Source organism: Arthrobacter sp. 147(2020) (assembly GCF_013116715.1).
Taxonomy (GTDB): Bacteria; Actinomycetota; Actinomycetes; order Actinomycetales; family Micrococcaceae; genus Arthrobacter_D.
In genome coordinates this window covers 105,159-121,567 of sequence record NZ_JABFOM010000003.1, presented here as the reverse complement: position 1 = coordinate 121,567, position 16,409 = coordinate 105,159, and the positions used below count along the sequence as shown (strand labels likewise).

15 protein-coding genes are annotated in these 16,409 nt (G+C 67.9%); 9 read left to right on the top strand and 6 right to left on the bottom strand.

Annotated features, from left to right (window positions below):
- Window positions 1-546, top strand: coding sequence for a GNAT family N-acetyltransferase (locus HMI58_RS04025; RefSeq protein WP_171618232.1), 546 nt, complete (start codon window positions 1-3; stop codon window positions 544-546).
- A 28-nt stretch (window positions 547-574) separates the two neighbouring features.
- Here the strand turns inward: HMI58_RS04025 and HMI58_RS04020 are convergent, their stop codons facing one another.
- Window positions 575-1,921, bottom strand: a complete 1,347-nt coding sequence (locus tag HMI58_RS04020; protein WP_171618231.1) for a 6-phospho-beta-glucosidase — start codon at window positions 1,919-1,921, stop codon at window positions 575-577.
- A gap of 90 nt (window positions 1,922-2,011) precedes the next feature.
- On the opposite strand from HMI58_RS04020, the gene HMI58_RS04015 reads away from it, so the two are divergent.
- The 6 genes from HMI58_RS04015 to tsaD all read left to right on the top strand — a co-directional run bounded on the left by HMI58_RS04015 (window position 2,012) and on the right by tsaD (window position 7,076).
- Window positions 2,012-3,100: a carbohydrate kinase family protein gene (locus HMI58_RS04015; protein ID WP_171583946.1), complete on the top strand. Its 1,089-nt coding sequence runs from the start codon at window positions 2,012-2,014 to the stop codon at window positions 3,098-3,100.
- An 83-nt stretch (window positions 3,101-3,183) separates the two neighbouring features.
- Window positions 3,184-4,359 (top strand): alanine racemase, encoded by a 1,176-nt coding sequence (gene alr / locus HMI58_RS04010; RefSeq protein ID WP_171618230.1) that lies wholly within the window; start codon window positions 3,184-3,186, stop codon window positions 4,357-4,359.
- A gap of 46 nt (window positions 4,360-4,405) precedes the next feature.
- Window positions 4,406-4,894 carry a tRNA (adenosine(37)-N6)-threonylcarbamoyltransferase complex ATPase subunit type 1 TsaE gene (tsaE, locus tag HMI58_RS04005; RefSeq protein WP_318779125.1) on the top strand — a complete coding sequence of 163 codons (489 nt, stop codon included), beginning with the start codon at window positions 4,406-4,408 and terminating at the stop codon, window positions 4,892-4,894.
- A gap of 9 nt (window positions 4,895-4,903) precedes the next feature.
- On the top strand, window positions 4,904-5,563 hold the full coding sequence (gene tsaB / locus HMI58_RS04000) for a tRNA (adenosine(37)-N6)-threonylcarbamoyltransferase complex dimerization subunit type 1 TsaB (RefSeq protein WP_171583949.1): 660 nt from the start codon (window positions 4,904-4,906) through the stop codon (window positions 5,561-5,563).
- The gene (gene rimI, locus HMI58_RS03995; protein WP_171583950.1) at window positions 5,560-6,003 is read left to right on the top strand and encodes a ribosomal protein S18-alanine N-acetyltransferase; all 444 of its coding nucleotides are present in this window, start codon (window positions 5,560-5,562) and stop codon (window positions 6,001-6,003) included. The genes tsaB and rimI overlap by 4 nt, the downstream gene beginning before the upstream one ends.
- Window positions 6,000-7,076, top strand: coding sequence for a tRNA (adenosine(37)-N6)-threonylcarbamoyltransferase complex transferase subunit TsaD (gene tsaD, locus HMI58_RS03990; protein ID WP_171618229.1), 1,077 nt, complete (start codon window positions 6,000-6,002; stop codon window positions 7,074-7,076). Before rimI ends, tsaD begins: the two co-directional genes overlap by 4 nt.
- A 32-nt stretch (window positions 7,077-7,108) precedes the next feature.
- Here tsaD and HMI58_RS03985 read toward each other — a convergent pair whose 3' ends face one another.
- Window positions 7,109-8,248 carry a glutamate--cysteine ligase gene (locus tag HMI58_RS03985; protein WP_171618228.1) on the bottom strand — a complete coding sequence of 380 codons (1,140 nt, stop codon included), beginning with the start codon at window positions 8,246-8,248 and terminating at the stop codon, window positions 7,109-7,111.
- Between the two features lie 109 nt (window positions 8,249-8,357).
- Between HMI58_RS03985 and HMI58_RS03980 the strand changes: the two genes are divergently transcribed.
- Both HMI58_RS03980 and HMI58_RS03975 read left to right on the top strand, forming a co-directional pair.
- Window positions 8,358-10,067 carry a glycoside hydrolase family 3 N-terminal domain-containing protein gene (locus HMI58_RS03980; protein WP_318779121.1) on the top strand — a complete coding sequence of 570 codons (1,710 nt, stop codon included), beginning with the start codon at window positions 8,358-8,360 and terminating at the stop codon, window positions 10,065-10,067.
- Between the two features lie 37 nt (window positions 10,068-10,104).
- A complete protein-coding gene (locus tag HMI58_RS03975; RefSeq protein WP_171618227.1) occupies window positions 10,105-10,902 on the top strand; it encodes an alpha/beta hydrolase in 798 nt (265 codons plus the stop codon).
- A gap of 71 nt (window positions 10,903-10,973) precedes the next feature.
- On the opposite strand, the gene HMI58_RS03970 is transcribed toward HMI58_RS03975, so the two are convergent.
- From HMI58_RS03970 to HMI58_RS03955, 4 genes are all read right to left on the bottom strand, one after another.
- Window positions 10,974-12,305, bottom strand: a complete 1,332-nt coding sequence (locus HMI58_RS03970) for an extracellular solute-binding protein (protein WP_171618226.1) — start codon at window positions 12,303-12,305, stop codon at window positions 10,974-10,976.
- 80 nt (window positions 12,306-12,385) lie between these two features.
- Window positions 12,386-13,321: a carbohydrate ABC transporter permease gene (locus tag HMI58_RS03965; RefSeq protein WP_318779122.1), complete on the bottom strand. Its 936-nt coding sequence runs from the start codon at window positions 13,319-13,321 to the stop codon at window positions 12,386-12,388.
- A complete protein-coding gene (locus HMI58_RS03960) occupies window positions 13,318-14,253 on the bottom strand; it encodes a sugar ABC transporter permease (RefSeq protein WP_171583955.1) in 936 nt (311 codons plus the stop codon). Before HMI58_RS03960 ends, HMI58_RS03965 begins: the two co-directional genes overlap by 4 nt.
- Window positions 14,231-16,285 (bottom strand): beta-galactosidase, encoded by a 2,055-nt coding sequence (locus HMI58_RS03955; RefSeq protein ID WP_171618277.1) that lies wholly within the window; start codon window positions 16,283-16,285, stop codon window positions 14,231-14,233. The genes HMI58_RS03960 and HMI58_RS03955 overlap by 23 nt, the downstream gene beginning before the upstream one ends.
- Window positions 16,286-16,409: the final 124 nt, after the last annotated feature.

Sequence of the window (16,409 nt, the reverse complement as noted above, 5' to 3'; positions counted from 1 at the left end):
ATGACCACCGAGGGTGCACTGCACCTCCGCCCCGCCACCGAAGCGGACTGGCCCGCGCTGTGGGCCATCATGGAACCGGTGGCCCGGGCGGGGGAGACCTACTGCTGGGACACCGGCCTGTCGGAGGCCCGGGGACGGACCGAGTGGCTGGCTCCGGCCGACCCGACGATGCGGGTTTACGTCGCCGAGGCGTTCGTCGGAGCTGAGGCGTCCAACGGTGCCGGCGGGCATCGCGCCGTCGTCGGGACCGCGCAGCTGCACGCTAACCGGGGTGGAGGCGGGGCCCACGTGGCCAACGCCAGTTTCATGGTGGCCGGTGACGCCGGGGGCCGGGGCGTCGGCCGGGCACTGGCCGCACATGTCCTGGCGGAGGCCCGTGAGCAGGGGTACCGTGCCATGCAGTTCAACGCGGTCGTGGCGGCCAACACCCGGGCGGTTCGCCTGTGGGAGTCACTCGGTTTCACGATCCTCGCCACCGTCCCCGGAGCCTTCAGGCACCCGGTCGAGGGGTTCGTCGGGCTGCACATCATGTTCCGCGACCTCTGACCTCCCGCGATTCCCGCCGGGAGAGCAGCTACTTCCAAAAGGCTGCCAGGTCGGGGAATTCCCGTTCGTAGCCCCTCAACAGCCGGGTGGCAGCGTGCGCGGAATCGATCAGTGGATGCAGCAGGAACGCCCGCAGGGCGGCGTCCCGGTCAGCGTGCACCGCCGCCTGCACCACCGCTTCCTCGACGGCCAGCACCTGCGCCATCAGACCCAGCTGGTGTGGGGCGAGGGGGTTGGCGGGCAGCGGCGTCGCCCCCGTCCGGTCCAGGCGGGCCGGGACCTCGACGACGGCGTCCGCCGCTAGCGAGGGCAGCGCACCGTTGTTCCGGACATTGACGATCAGCTCGGTGGTTTGTCCAGTGAGCAGGGCCCGCATCGCCGCGAGGGCAATCCGCTCGTAGCCACCACCGGCCAGGTCGGCTTCGTCCCGCACCGCGGCGTCCGGACGGGCTTCCGCCAGGTAACCTTCCTCCCGGGCGAGGCGTGCCCCCTCCCACACCGCAAAGGGCTCAGGGGTGGTCAACAGTTCCGTGTAGAGTCCCTCCTGCTGACGGTGCAGGAACGCCCCCCGCGTTTCCGCTGAGCCAGCCAGCGAGCGCACTGCCTCACGGTGGAAGTAGTAGTAGAACAGGTACTCGTTCGGGATGGCCCGCAGGAGCTGCGGCAGGTCAGGGCCGAAGACCCGACCCTCCTCGAAGGACGCCAGTCGCTGCGGGTCGGCCAGGAGCTCCGGCAGCCGGTCGGCGCCGTCAAAGGTCAGTCCCCGCAGCCAGCCCAGGTGGTTCAACCCCACGTAGTCCACCCCGGCGAGCGACCCCTCCTTCAGTGGCACCCCCGCCGCGTGGGCGGCCCGTGACACCAGACCGGAGGCTGAATCGCAGATCCCGATCGCCGTGTCGCCGAGCACCCCCTGCACGGCCCGGGTCACCATCCCCGCCGGGTTGGTGAAGTTGATCAGCCACGCGTCTGGGCAGACCCGCCGCATGGACTCGGCCACCGCGAGCATCTGGGGCACCGACCGGAGGGCGTAGGAGATACCGCCCGCACCGACCGTCTCCTGGCCCAGCAGACCCTCGGCCAGCGCCACCCGCTCGTCAATCACGCGTCCCGCGGCCCCTCCGCTGCGGATGGCGGCGAACACGACGTCCGCCCCCACCAGCGCAGCTTCGAGCCGGGTCTCGGTCTCGAGGTGGGGGCGGCTGGACCCGGCGGGCAGCGGCATGGTGTTCAGGACCCGGGCGATGGCGTCCAACCGGGTGGGCTCAGCATCGTGCAGCACCACCTGGTCGATGAGCCCGGCGAACTGCCCCGTTGACAGGGCCCGGTACACCAGGGGCACCCTGAACCCGCCGCCTCCCACGATGACCAGTTTCATTGACCCTCCACGCTGTCGGTGTTCCCCTCAGGGCAGGCCAGGTCCGCTCCGGTTGCTGGGTGCGGTGAGCCTAAGAGTATTGTGCCGTACATGGGCACCGCGCATCGTTTCGATCCACTGGCCGATAGCCGCACCGCGGCCGACCCGGAGTTTGACCTGCTTCTGAGCGGGTCGGTGTTCCTTGACATTGTTTTCACGGGCCTCGAACATCTGCCGTCACCCGGCACCGAGGTGTGGGCGGACGGGATGGGGTCCTGCCCCGGCGGTGTCGCTAACCAGGCGATCGCTGCGAGCCGCCTCGGGTTGCGCACCACCCTGTCGGCGGCATTCGGGGACGACGGCTACGGCGACTACAACAAGGGCATCCTCCGCGATCAGGAATACGTTGACCTGTCCCGGTCGAGGACGTTCGAGAACTGGCACTCGCCGGTCACCGTGTCACTGTCCGTCCAGCGGGATCGCTCGATGGTGACCCACGGCCATCCGTCACCGATGTCCGCCACCGACCTCATCGGCGACCCGCCCCCACGCTGCCGTGCCGCCGTCGTCAGCGTCGAACCGGAGCTTGCCCCCTGGGCCCTGGCCGCGCAGGCCAGCGGTACCCGGCTTTTCGGCGATGTGGGGTGGGACCCGACCGGCCAGTGGGCGGGCAGTGCCCTGGACACCCTGCAGTACTTCCACGCGTTCATGCCCAACGACATCGAAGCGATGGCGTACACCCGCACCGACGACCCGTGGGCGGCGCTGTACGCGCTCGCCGACCGGGTGCCGGTGGCAGTGGTCACCGTGGGCCAGCAGGGAGCGATCGCCATCGACTCGATCACTGGTGAGGAGGAGTGGGTTCCCGCCCTCCCGGTGAAGGCGTACGACCCGACCGGTGCGGGCGACTGCTTCGGCGCTGCCTTCGTGATGGGGGAGCTCGCCGGGTTTTCCCTGGCGGACCGGCTCCGGTTCGCGAACCTGTGCGCCGCCCTCTCCGTCCAGGAGGTCGGGGGATCGCTGGCCGCGCCCGGCTGGGGCGATATCGCCGACTGGTGGCACCGGATGAGCGCCTCCCGGGAGAACGTGCGGAAACAGTGGCTGCGGCGCTACGAATTCCTCGAGGACATGATCGCCGGGGTCCCGCCGGGAGCCGTCCGGCGCGCCTCGGCGACCATCGCCCACCAGTCCGACGCCTGACCCTGCGTTTCCCGCCGGGGCTTCACGGCCAGCGCGCTGGACCGGCTGCGTTCCGCACGCAGCAGAAATGACAGAATGGACCAGTGAGTTTCTCTACTGTTCCCCCGCCCGTTGAACGCCGGGTGGAGATCGATCTGTCAGCGGTGCGCCACAATGTCAGGCACATCGCCGACGTCGTCAGTCCCGCCCGGGTGATGGCGGTTGTCAAAGCCGACGGTTACGGGCACGGGGCGCTCCCGGTGGCCCGCGCGGCACTTCAGTCGGGTGCCACCTGGCTGGGGGTCGCCCACATCACGGAGGCGCTCCGGCTGCGGGAAGCAGGCATCGACGCCCCCATCCTGGCCTGGCTGCACACCGTCGAGTCCGACTTCGGTGCAGCCATCCGGGAGAGCATCGACATCGGCGTCTCCGGCTGGGAGCTCGGGCACCTGGCGGCAGCCGCCCGGCGCGAGGAACGCCCGGCCAGGGTCCACCTGAAGATCGACACCGGTCTGGGCCGCAACGGCTGCCCGCCGGAACAGTGGGAAGCCCTGCTCAGCCTTGCCCTGCAGTACCAGGAGGAGGGCCTGCTGCGCGTGGTCGGAATCTTCTCCCACCTCGCCGTCGCCGACGAACCCGACCGCCACGAGACCGACGAGCAGGTCCGCCGGTTCCGGGAGGCTGTCGCCGCCGCGGAGAACGCCGGCGTCGACGTTGAACTCCGGCACCTCGCCAACACCCCCGGAGCCCTGTCCCGCCCCGACACCCACTTCGACCTGGTGCGGGTGGGTCTCGGCATCTACGGACTGTCACCGTTCCACGGTCAGAGCTCCGCAGGGCTCGGCCTGCGCCCGGCCATGCGCTTCGTGACGTCGGTGGCCAGCTGTAAGGAGGTCCCGGCCGGACAGGGGGTCTCCTACGGGCTCACCTACCGCACGACCCGGCCCACCACCCTCGCCCTGATCCCGGTGGGCTATGCCGACGGCGTCCCCCGGGTGGCGACCGGTGCTCCCGTCCTGGTGGGCGGTCGCACCTACCCGGTGGTGGGAAAGATCGCCATGGACCAGCTGGTGATCGATCTGCAGGCCACCGGGATCGCCGGAACTGAGCAGAGCGTCCTGGGGCTCCCCGCCGTCCTGTTCGGCGGCAACGCCGACGAACCGTCGGCCGATGACTGGGCCGACGCCAGCCGATCCATCAACTACGAGATTGTGACCAGGATCAGCGGCCGCGTCCAACGGACCTACCTCAACGGGACGGACACCAGTGCAGCCCAGTAACGGCGTCGACGGACAGCAGTGGACCCGCACCCTCACCGTCCACTCGGTGGCCGAACTGCAGCGCTTCGCGGCCGGTCTCGGCGGTGACCTCGCCGCAGGTGACCTGCTGATCCTCACCGGCGGGCTGGGCGCAGGCAAGACCACCTTCACCCAGGGACTCGGGCGGGGGCTGGGGGTCCGCCCCGGCATCATCTCGCCGACCTTCGTGCTGGTCCGGGTACACCCTCCGCTCTCCGGCGGACCGGCCCTGGTGCACGTCGACGCCTACCGGCTGGAATCAGCCGCCGACATTGACGACCTCGACCTGGAATCGACGATGGACTCCAGCGTCACCGTCGTGGAATGGGGTGCTGGGAGGGTGGAGCACCTGGCCGCCAACCGCCTGGAGATCCGCCTGGAGCGGCCCGTGGGCTCGCAGCCAGTCCCCTCGTCGTCGCCGGAGACCGACGACGACGACGAACCCCGCGAGGTGCTCATCACCGCCTTCGGTCAGCGCTGGGCGAATACGCGGCCCGCCGTCGGCCTGCTCGATTAGGCTGGCAGAATGCTGATCTTGTCCCTCGATACCTCCGCCGCGGCGAGCGCCGCCCTGGTGCGGGACGGCGTCGTGACCGGGAATTTTGCCACCGAGGACACCCGCAGCCACGCGGAAGTCCTGGCCCCCGCCGTCGCCGGCCTGTTGGCCCGGGAAGGGATCGCCGGAACAGCCCTGGACGCGATTGTCGTGGGGGTTGGTCCCGGCCCCTTCACCGGACTGCGGGCAGGGCTGGCCACCGCCCGGACCCTCGCCTACGTCTGGGAGGTGCCCCTCCACGGTGTGATGAGCCTCGACTCGATCGCCGAGGATGCCGCAGCACACCTCGGGTCCGGTGAGTTCCTCGTCGCCACCGACGCCCGCCGGAAGGAGGTCTACTGGGCCCGCTACCGCGCCGACGGCGGCCTCCCGGACCTGCTGGCCGGCCCCGAAGTGGGAGCGCCGTCGTCGCTACCGTCCCTCCCCGCCTACGGGAAGGGCGCCGGGCTTTACCCCGAGGAGCTCGCCGGGGTGGACGGGTTCACCGACGTCCACCCGTCTGCGGCCGCCCTGGGCCGCTCGGCCTACCGCCGGCTCACTGCCGGGCTTGACCTCCTCGACACCTCGCCGCTGTACCTCAGGGAGTCCGACGCGCGGGTCCCCGGCCCACGGAAGAGAGCCACCGCATGACCTTTTCACTGCGCGACCTGCTACTGGAGGATGTGCCGGCCGTCGCCCAGCTGGAACTGGAGCTGTTCCCCGTGGACGCCTGGCCGCTGGAAATGTTCCTCGACGAGGTTTCCCAGACCCACACCCGCCGCTACCTCGTGGCCGAGGTTGACGGCCGCATGGTCGGCTACGCCGGAGTGATGGTCGTGGCGACAACTGCAGACATCCAGACGATTGGTGTGCTCCCCGAGTGCGAGGGCCGGGGCATCGGCAGCGCCATGCTGACCGAACTGCTCGCCGAGGCACGCCGGCGGGGCGCCGCCGAGGTCCTGCTGGAGGTGCGGGCGGACAACCCGCGCGCCCAGGACCTGTACCTGCGCAACGGGTTTGAGCATATCCACACCCGCCGGAAGTACTATCGAGACGGCGTCGACGCCTGGGTAATGAGGCTGATCCTGTGAACCGTGACAATCCGCTGGTCCTGGGGATCGAGTCCTCCTGCGACGAGACTGGTGTCGGAGTCGTCCGCGGTACGCAGCTGCTCGCCAACACTGTGTCCTCCTCGATGGACGAGCACGTCAGGTTCGGGGGAGTGATCCCCGAGATCGCCTCCCGGGCGCACCTCGACGCCTTCGTGCCCACCCTGCGGCAGGCGCTCGCCGAGGCTTCAGTCACCCTCGCGGACGTCGACGCGATTGCCGTGACCTCCGGTCCGGGGCTGTCCGGTGCGCTGATGGTGGGCGTCTCCGCTGCCAAGGCGCTGGCCCTGGCCACCGGGAAGCCCCTCTATGCGGTCAACCACCTGGTTGCGCACGTGGGGGTGGGGGTGCTTGACGCGGCCTTCCCGGAGGGACTGCCACCGAACCTCGGCGCGCTGCTGGTGTCGGGTGGCCACACGGAAATTCTGCGGGTCAACAGCCTTACCTCCGACGTCGAGCTGCTGGGCTGTACCATCGATGACGCCGCAGGGGAGGCGTACGACAAGGTGGCGCGCATCCTCGGTCTCGGTTACCCGGGCGGTCCGGCGATCGACCGCCTCGCGGCCGAGGGAGATCCCAAGGCGATCCGCTTTCCCCGCGGCCTCACCCAACCCAAGTACCTGGGCACGGCGGAGCAGCCCGGCCCACACCGGTATGACTTCTCGTTCAGCGGACTGAAGACCGCCGTCGCCCGCTGCGTCGAGCAGTACGAGGCTGACGGTGTTGAGCCCCCCGTTGCCGATATCGCGGCCTCCTTCCAGGAGGCGGTGGTGGACGTGATCACCTCCAAGGCGGTGCTGGCATGCCGCGAGCACGGGATCACCAGCCTGCTGCTCGGGGGTGGGGTGGCCGCCAACTCACGGCTGAGGACCCTGACCGGTCAGCGGTGCGCCGCAGCCGGGATCACGCTCACCGTTCCGCCGCTGTCCCTCTGCACCGACAACGGCGCCATGGTGGCCGCCCTGGGTGCGCAGATAGTGATGGACGGTGGGGAGCCTACCGGGATCGGGTTCGCCACCGACTCTTCCCTCCCGGTGACCAGCGTCTACGCCTGACCGGATTTCTGACCGGGCGGGGGCGGGGAGAGCTACTCGCGGAGCTGCGCCACCATGTCGAGGACGACGGCGCTCAGGTCGCCGTCGTGCTCGGCGGCAATTCGGCGCTGCCGCTGATAGCCGGCGCCGCGGGTGAGGATTTTCTCCACGTCACCGAGCTCCTCGACGCAGCCCAGCTTCTTCGCCACCGGCTGCAGCCGGTCCAGCACCTCGACCAGGTGATCCGTGACGAGCTGCTCGTTGCCTTGCGCATCGAGGATGATGATGGCTTCCATCCCATAGCGGGCGGCACGCCACTTGTTTTCCTGCACGTGCCACGGCGGCATGGTGGGAATGGTCCCGCCGTTGTCGAGGGTGGTGGAGAATTCGTCGACAAGGCACTGGGTCAGCGCCGCGATCGCCCCCACATCCTGGAGGGTCGACAGGCCGTCGCACACCCGCATCTCGATGGTCCCCAGGTTGGCGACGGGTCGGATATCCCAGCGGATCTCGTTCACGGCATCGATCACACCGGTGGTGAACATGTCCTGCACGTAGGACTCGTACTCCGCCCAGGAGGGGAACTGGAAGGGAAGCCCGGCCGTGGGCAACTGCTGGAACATCAGGGAGCGCTGCGAGGCGTAGCCCGTGTCGTCGCCACCCCAGAACGGCGACGACGCCGACAGCGCCTGAAAATGCGGCACATAGTTGACGAGCCCGTCGAGCACCGGCATGGCCTTGTCCCGGCGGTCCAGTCCCACGTGGACATGCACGCCGTAGATGACCATCTGCTGGCCCCACCACTGGGTGCGGTCGATGAGTTTGAAGTAGCGTTCCTTGTCGGTGACCGGCTGCGACCTGGGCACGCTGAACGGGTGCGATCCGGCCGAGAACAGTTCCACGCCCATCGGGTCGGTCACCTCCCGGACCGCGGCCAGTGAGCGGGACAGGTCCGCCTTGGCATCGGCGACCGTGTGGCAGATCCCGGTGACCAGCTCCACCGTGTTCAGGAGCAACTCCTGCTTGATGTGCGGGTGCTCCTCATCCTCCTGGAGTTCCGGATGGTTGGCCGCCACACCCCTCAACACCTGGTTGGCCACCGACACCAGATCACCGTTGTAGCGGTCCACCAGGGCCAGCTCCCATTCCACTCCGAGGGTGGACTGTGCTGACTGCGCGAATTCGATCTTCATCTAGGTGGCTCCTGACCGGTACCGGACTGTAAGGGGAAATGTGCCTCGGTAGCGCGGCATCCGCGGAAGAGAACTGTCCCAATATTAGTGCAGGAGTAGCATCGATAGGGTGAAAAGCGCAGCCCACCGGGCGAACACTGGGGATCGGTCACACCGTCGGGGCTCACGCCAGGCGGGAATGGCGGTCCTGACCGTCCTGTTCCTATCGGCGTGCACCCCCGGTGGGGGCGGCCCCATTGCCCCCTCCGCGACAGCGCCGACGTCGTCGGGCCCGTCAGCTTCCGCAACCGTTACCCCCGGGTCCACCGCGACCGCCGGTACCCGGCTGCCCTGGGGTCCCAGTACCAAGAATTACGACGACGCCGCCGCGGCAGTTGCTGGCATGACCACCGAGGAGCTGGCCGGCCAGGTGATGGTCGGCTTCTATGCCGGCACCGACCCCGCAGGACAGGAGCAGGCGATCCGCGACCTTCACCTCGCGGGCAGCATTGTGATGGGCGACAACGTGCCGCTCACCGCCAACGGCGCGGTCGACCCGGTGGCCATGACCGCAGTGACCCGCGGTTTCACTGAGGCGGTGGCCGCGGATGGCAGGACCTGGCCAGCTGTGGTGTCGGTTGACCAGGAGGGCGGTCAGGTTGCACGGCTGGGTTCCCCGCTCACGTCCTGGCCCACCCCGATGACCTACGGCGCGGCAAATGACCCAGCCCTGCTGGAAACCTCAATGGCCGCTATGAACTCGGAACTGGCCGGTCTTGGCTTCACCATGAACCACGCCCCGTCAGTGGATGTCACCACCGGCCCCGACGACCCCACCATCGGGGCGCGGGCCTACTCGGATGACCCGGAGCTGGTGGGCGACCTGGGTCCCGCGGCCGTGACCGGGATGCTCGCAGCGGGAGTCCTGCCCAGCGTCAAGCATTTCCCCGGGCACGGCTCGGTCCCCGCCGACTCGCACCTGGAACTGCCGGTGCAGACCGCTTCGCTGGCGCAGCTCGAGGACCGCGACTGGGCACCGTTCAGGGCTGCAGCCGACGCCGGGGTGCCGGTGATGATGATGGGCCACATCGCGGTGGAAGCCCTCGACCCCGGGGTGCCGTCCTCCGTGTCGGCCCCGAACTATGATGCGCTGCGCGATCTGGGCTTCGACGGGGTGGTGGTCACCGACGCCCTTAACATGGCAGCGGTGGAGCAGCTCTACCCGGGTGGCGAGGCGGCAGCACAGGCCCTGGCGGCCGGCGCCGACCTGCTCCTGATGCCCACGGACGCCTATGCGGCCCACGCGGGGATTGTTGCAGCGATCCAGGATGGAACCCTCCCCGGCGAACGGCTGACCGAAGCCGCCACCCGGGTGGTCACCCTGATGATGTGGCAGGCCGAACTGGCCGCCGATGCCGAGACAGCCGCGCCCGGGGACCATGGACCGGCCAGCGAAAACGCATCCGCTGCTGGCATCACCGTCCTCAGCGGAGCGTGTGAGGGGGATCTGCTGAACGGGACGGCGTCAATCGTTGGGGGCACCGCCGCCGACGTCGAACGCTTCACCGCGGCAGCTGCCGAGCGCGGGGTCACCGTAGGAGCCGGCGGTACCTCAGTCGCCCTCGTGGGGGCGGATGGTGCGGGCGCCACGGCGGACCTTGCCGTGGGACTGGATGCGCCGTGGGCCCTGGATACGGTGGACGCTCCAGTGGAGATCGCCGCGTATGGAAACTCGCCGGGCGCCTTCGCCGCGGTACTGGATGTGCTCACTGGCGCGGCATCCGCTCCCGGGCGACTGCCTGTAGCAACGATGGGGTACGACGCCGGAACGGGCTGCTGAGCCGCTCGCCGGAAAGCGGCGAGCGTACCCTTGGATCATGCCAACCGATGCGCCGCCACCCGCGCGGAGAACGAAGCGGCGGCGACTCCGGCGGGTACTGACCGTGCTCGTCCTGGTGTTCCTGGCCGTGGTAGTTGCCGCAGCGGCGGTGGTGCTCACGCCGTCGCCGGCCGAGGAGACCACTGAGGCAGCGGTCCGGGCGGACCCGGCGGTCCAGGTGCTCGATCGGGACGGGTACCTTGCCGTGCTGCCGGCCGGAACAACACCGGAGACCGGAATCATTTTCTACCAGGGCGCACGGGCCACTCCCGAGGGGTACCTGGCGTCGTGGGCCCCGATCGTCGAGGCGACGGGAGTCGCTGTCTACCTGGCCGAGATGCCGTTCGGGTTCGCCTCGCTGCGCGACGACGCCGCGGCGGGGATCGTTGCCGCCGAACCGGACGTGACCTCATGGTGGATCGGCGGTCACTCCCTGGGCGGGATTACTGCGGCACACTACTTCGACACCCACCCGGAATTTAAAGGGCTGCTGCTCTGGGCCGCGTTTCCCGACGACGAGGTGGTCCTCACCGGCGCCGCCGGCCGTGAGGTACTGGCGGTCACGGGCAGCAGGGACGGCATCGTTCCCACCCAGGTGGTCAAGGAGCGACTCGCCGACGCCGGGATCAGCGCCGACGTCGTCGAAATCGAGGGCATGGAACACAGCCAGTTCGGTGCCTACCGGTCCATCTTCGGTGATGGTGACCCGACCATTTCCGACGAGGCTGCACGCCTGGCTCTCGCTCAGGTCACGACCGATTTCCTGCACGCTGCGGGCCAACACCCTGCGGGTTAACGGCGACGAGACCTGGAGCGGCATCGATCATGCCTCTCCAGGTCTCGTCCTCAGCGGTTAGCTGACCTGTGTCACTCGTTGACAGGGATTGACTGGGCCTTCAACGCGTCGATGGTTTGCTGCTGTCCTTCAGCGAGCGCATCCATCAGCGTGCCGGACCCGCCGATTGCTGCACCAAAACCGTCAGAGACGTCGGTGTAGGTCTGCGTCATGGTTGGTCCCCAGGTGAAGTCGGGATCCACATTGGCCGACGCTTCAGCGAAGACATCGTAGATTTCCTGCCCACCGTAGAACTCCACTCCACCGGCAAAGGCGTCGAGATCGGCTGCCGACTTCGCTGCCGGGTACAGCCCGCCGAGTTCGTTGGCCAGCGCGAGGGCCTCAGGGTCGGTGTTGAGCCACAGGGCGAACTGTGCGGCCTCGGCGGGGTGCTCAGAGCCCTTCAGCACTGCGGTGGAGGATCCACCCCAGTTACCGGCCTCCTGGGAGTCAGCTTCCCACTGGGGCATCGGAGCGACAGCCCACTGGCCGGCGGTGTCGGGTGCGCCGTCGGAGAGCGTTGTGGCCCCCCACACTGCGGAGACCCAGGTCCACTGCTGGCCCTCATTGAAGGACGCGTTCCACTCATCGGAGAAGGACGGCAGGGTGGAGACCAGGTCCTCGGACAGCAGGTCCTGCCAGTAGGTGGCGACCTCTTCGGACTCGGGGCCGGTCAGGTTGACGTCCCAGCTCTCGCCGTCGTTGGCGAACCACTGGCCACCGTTCTGCCAGACCATTCCCGCGAACCAGTTGACGTCGGTCTTGGGGAAGTTGGTGATGTAGGCGCCCTCGGCCTTGATCTGCTCGGCGGCGGCAGCGTATTCCTCCCAGGTGGTGGGGACCTCGATGCCTGCTTCCTCGAACAGGTTGGCGCGGTAGTACATCGCCATGGGGCCGCTGTCCTGCGGGATGGCATAGACGGAGCCTTCTTCGCCGAAGGTCACCTGGCCCCACGTCCAGTCAACAAACTGGTCCGCTGACCCTGCGACGTTCTCGCACTCGGCGATGTTCTCCAGGCCGTCCTGGACACGGAAGTTGGGCAGTGCGTCGTACTCGATCTGGCCCAGGTCGGGGGCGTTGCCCGCCTGGATCTGGTTGAAGAAGTTCTGGTAGGTGCCGGAGTTGCCGTTGGGGCCGGTCTGGACAGTGACCTGGATATCCGGGTTCTCCTCGTTCCATAGCTCGACGACCTGGTCCATTCCTGGAACCCAGGTGGTGAAGGTGAGCTCGACCGGGCCGTCGGAGGCCTCGCAGGCTGCTGCCTCGGCTCCGGCGTCGGTACTGTCCCCGCCGGCTGAACAGCCGGTGAGAGCCAGCGCAGAGATGGCAAAGGCCGCGGTGACTTTTCCGTAATGCGCGCGCATTGTCTTTCCTATCGGTGGTAGTGCAGTGCGGAAGCGGACGCTCCCGCACCAGTAGTGCTGGTCATATGAATCTGTGGGTGTTACTTCACGCCGCCCGCGCCGAGTCCGCTGCTCCAGAAACGCTGAAGCGCGAGGAACGCGATAATCAGCGGCACGATCGAGACGAGCGCTCCAACGATCACCAGGATGCGGAGTTCGGGGATCTGGCTGATCTGGCTGTTCCAGGCGTACAGGCCCAGGGTCACGGGGAAGAGTGCCTGGTCGCGAAGCATGATGAGCGGCAGGAAGAAGTTGTTCCAGATCGCGACGAACTGGAACAGGAAGATCGTCACCAGTGCCGGTGCCATCAGGCGTGTCGAGACGGTGAAGAAGGTGCGGATCTCTCCCGAACCGTCGAGCCTCGCGGCTTCGAGCAGTTCGCCGGGGACGCTGGCCGCCGCGTAGATCCGCGCCAGGTAGACCCCGAACGGGCTCACCAGGCTGGGCAGAAACACCGCCCACATGGTGTTGGTCAGGTTGGCCTGGCTGAAGATCAGGAACAGTGGCAGGGCCAGGGCGGTGGCGGGAACGAGGACACCGCTGAGCACGATGTTGAAGATCGCTTCGCGCCCCTTGAACTCGTACTTGGCGAGGGCATACCCGCACATGGCGGCAACGATCGTGCCGATCAGTGCACCGACGCCGGCGTAGATCGCCGAGTTGATGAGCCATCGACCGAAGAGCCCGTCCCCGTAGGTGAACAGCCGCGCCAGATTGTCGAAGAACGTCCCGAAGGAGTTGGCGGTGAACCACAGGGGAACGGTCGAGGTGATCTCGCTGCCCGTTTTCGTCGACGTCGTGAGCAGCCACCAGATGGGTGTCAGGAAGTACAGGGTGAAGACACCCATGACCAGCATTGCGGCGCTGCGGGACATGATGCTCTGGCGTGGCCCGCGGCCGTGGTCCACGGCCCCGTCCGGTTCGGTGGGGCCTGCTCCGCGTGGGCGCCGAGGGGCGGTGGTGGAGGAAGACATCACTGGGTAACCTTCCGCTGGGTCGACTTCAGGAAGACGAAGGAGAGGATGAACGTGGCGAGTGCCAGGACCACCGAGAACGCCGCCGCGAGGTTATAGTTCGGGACCGAAGCGGTGGTGTAGACGGCGAGGTTGGGGGTGAAGGTGCTGTTGATCGCCGAGCTGAAGCTGCGGAGGGTCTGCGGTTCGGCGAGCAACTGCAGGGTGCCGATGATCGAGAAGACGGCGGTGAGGATGATGGCCGGGACCACGAGGGGAATCTTGATGCGCCAGGCGATCTGGACGTTGTTCGCGCCGTCGAGCCGGGCTGCCTCATAGATTTCTGTCGGGATGGCGAGAAGTGAGGCGTAGATGATGAGCATGTTGTACCCGACATAGACCCAGGTGACGATATTGGCGATCGCCCACAGAACGAGTTCGGCCGAGAGGAAGTCCACGTTCGACGTCACAGCGCCGAAGGGGGACAGCGACGGTGAGTACAGGAACCCCCACATGATCGCGGCGATGACCCCGGGCACGGCGTAGGGTGCGAAGAACGCCAGCCGGAAGAACTTCTTCCCCTTCAGCAGTGGCGAATCCAGGAGCAGCGCAAACAGGAGGGCGAGACCGAGCATGATCGGCACCTGAACCGCGCCGAAAAGCAGGACCCGGCCCACTGAGGTCCAGAATGCGCTGTCCTGAAAAACCTGCTCGTACTGCACCAGGCCGCCGAAGACCTGGCGGGGGGCGCCGAACGTCCCCTCACGCTCGACGGTGAGTAGCGACTGCACGATCGCGTAGACGATCGGGATGGCGTAAAAGGCGAGGAAGAGGACCGCGAACGGCGCGATGAACAGGGCCACGGCGCGGCGCTGCGCTCCGGCCGAACGGTTCTTCCTCGCGACCGGGGGCGCCTTCGGAGCGTCGGCCGTGCTAGGGACTGTCATTGCCTGCATCCTTTCGGTCCGGGGTGGAGCCGTCGGTGTCGGGGATTTCTGGGGTGGTGCGAACGACGCGGACCGCACCGGCGGGAACGACGACGACGCCGTTCACCGGCTCAGCGGTGAGAAGTTCGACGCCGCTGACCCGGTGCTTGCGGTCCTCGGCGGAGTGATTGATCAGGAAGAGATACTCGTGGCCGTCCCCGCGGCGGGTGACCGCTTCGAGGCCCGCCTGCGCGTCGGGGAGGAGGATGCAGGCTCCCACCGCGGCGCGGAGCAGCAGGTCCTTCAGGACACCCGGGTCCAGCACTGTCGCCGCGTACCAGGCAACGCCTGCGCCGAACTGGTTGCGGGTCACCGCGGGCGTTCCCGCATGGGCGCCGGTCGCGTAGCTCAGATGTGCTTCCGCAGTGGTGAGGCGTAGCGCCTCCGACCACAGTGCGGCGGGGGAGCCGTTGTCCAGCGTGAGCGGGTGCGCCGGGTCGAGGGGAAAGAACTCTTCAGTGCGGATCCCCAGCAGGTCCCTGAAGGCGCCCGGGTAGCCGCCAGGGCGGACCCGCTCGTTCTCGTCGACGATCCCGCTGAAGAAGGTGACGACGGCGGATCCGCCGCCGTCGACGTAGTCGCTGATGACCGCCGCGTGCTCGTCGCGCACCAGGTACAGGTTGGGCACCACTACCAGCTGGTAGCCGGCGAGATCAGCGCCGGGGGCCACCACGTCGACAGTGAGTCCGGCCTCCCACAGCGCCTGGTAGACAGCGTGGACCTGATCCAGGTAACTGATGTCACCGGACGGGTGCGACTCCTGGTCGTGGGCCCACCATGCCTCCCAGCTGAAGATGATCGCGACCCCGGCGCGCACCGTGGTGCCCGCGACTTCGCGCAGCTTCCGGAGGGAAGCGCCGAGCTCGACGACGTTGCGCCAGGTCTGTGAGTCGGTGCCGGCGTGCGGCAGCATGGCCGAGTGGAACTTCTCGCTGCCCTGGAGCGACGCGCGCCACTGGAAAAAGCAGAGTCCGTCGGCGCCGCGGGCGAGGTGGGCGAGGGAATTACGCAGCATCTCCCCGGGTACTTTGGCAATGTTCCGCGGCTGCCAGTTCACCGCGCCCGTGGAATGCTCCATCAGTAGCCATGGTTTCCCCTGGGCGAGCCCCCGCGTGGTGTCGGCGGCGAAAGCCAGTTCGGCCAGAGGCGCGTCGAGCCGGTGGTCGAGGTAGTGGTCGTTGGCAATGACGTCCATCTCGGGGGCCCAAGCCCAATAGTCCTGAGTCCGGATGTGAGCGGTGACCATGAAGTTGGTGGTGACAGGGATGGAGCTGTGGCTCCGGATCATGGCGGCCTCGGCCCGGTAGTACTCGAGCAGGCTATCGGAGCTGAACCGGTGGAAATCGAGCACCTGGGTGGGGTTGTGGGCCGAGATGGTGGCTCGTGGGGGGAGGATCTGGGACCAGTCCGAGTACCGCTGGCTCCAGAAGGAAGTCCCCCAGGCCTGGTTGAGCGCCACCACGGTGGTGTAGCGGTCCTGCAGCCAGAGGCGGAACGCAGCCGCGGAGGCGTCGCAGTAGCACAGGGCGTTGTGGCAGCCGAGTTCATTCGACACGTGCCAGAGTCTGACCGCCGGGTGGTCCCCATACCGCCGTGCCACCTGTTCCACGAGTCGCAGGGCGCGCTCGCGGAACACCGGCGAGCTGGGGCACCAGGCCTGACGCCCGCCCGGCCATCGGCGGGTGCCGTCAGCCATCTGCGGGAGGATGTCCGGGTGCAGCGTGGTCAACCAGGGCGGTGGCGAGGATGTGCCGGTGCCCAAGTTCACCGAGATGCCGTTGGCGTGCAGGAGGTTGATGACCTCGTCGAGGCGGTCCACCTCGAAGCTCCCCTCGGAGGGTTCTAGCTCCGCCCAGCCGAAGATGTTGATGGCGACGAAGTTGACGCCCGCTTCTTTCATCAGTCGAACGTCCTCGACCCACACGGACGGGTCCCACTGCTCCGGATTGTAGTCACAGCCGAAGACCAGGTCTCCGGTGCCGGAGAGGTCAGTGACGGTCATCGTGCTCGGTTTCAACCCGGCTCCTCGTAGTCGTGCATGGACGTTCATGCCGAGGGCGACCGGGGTGCTGGTGAAGCGCTCTGTGAACGCTCCCAGACCCGTGCGGAAAGCTCGCCTTCGAGAT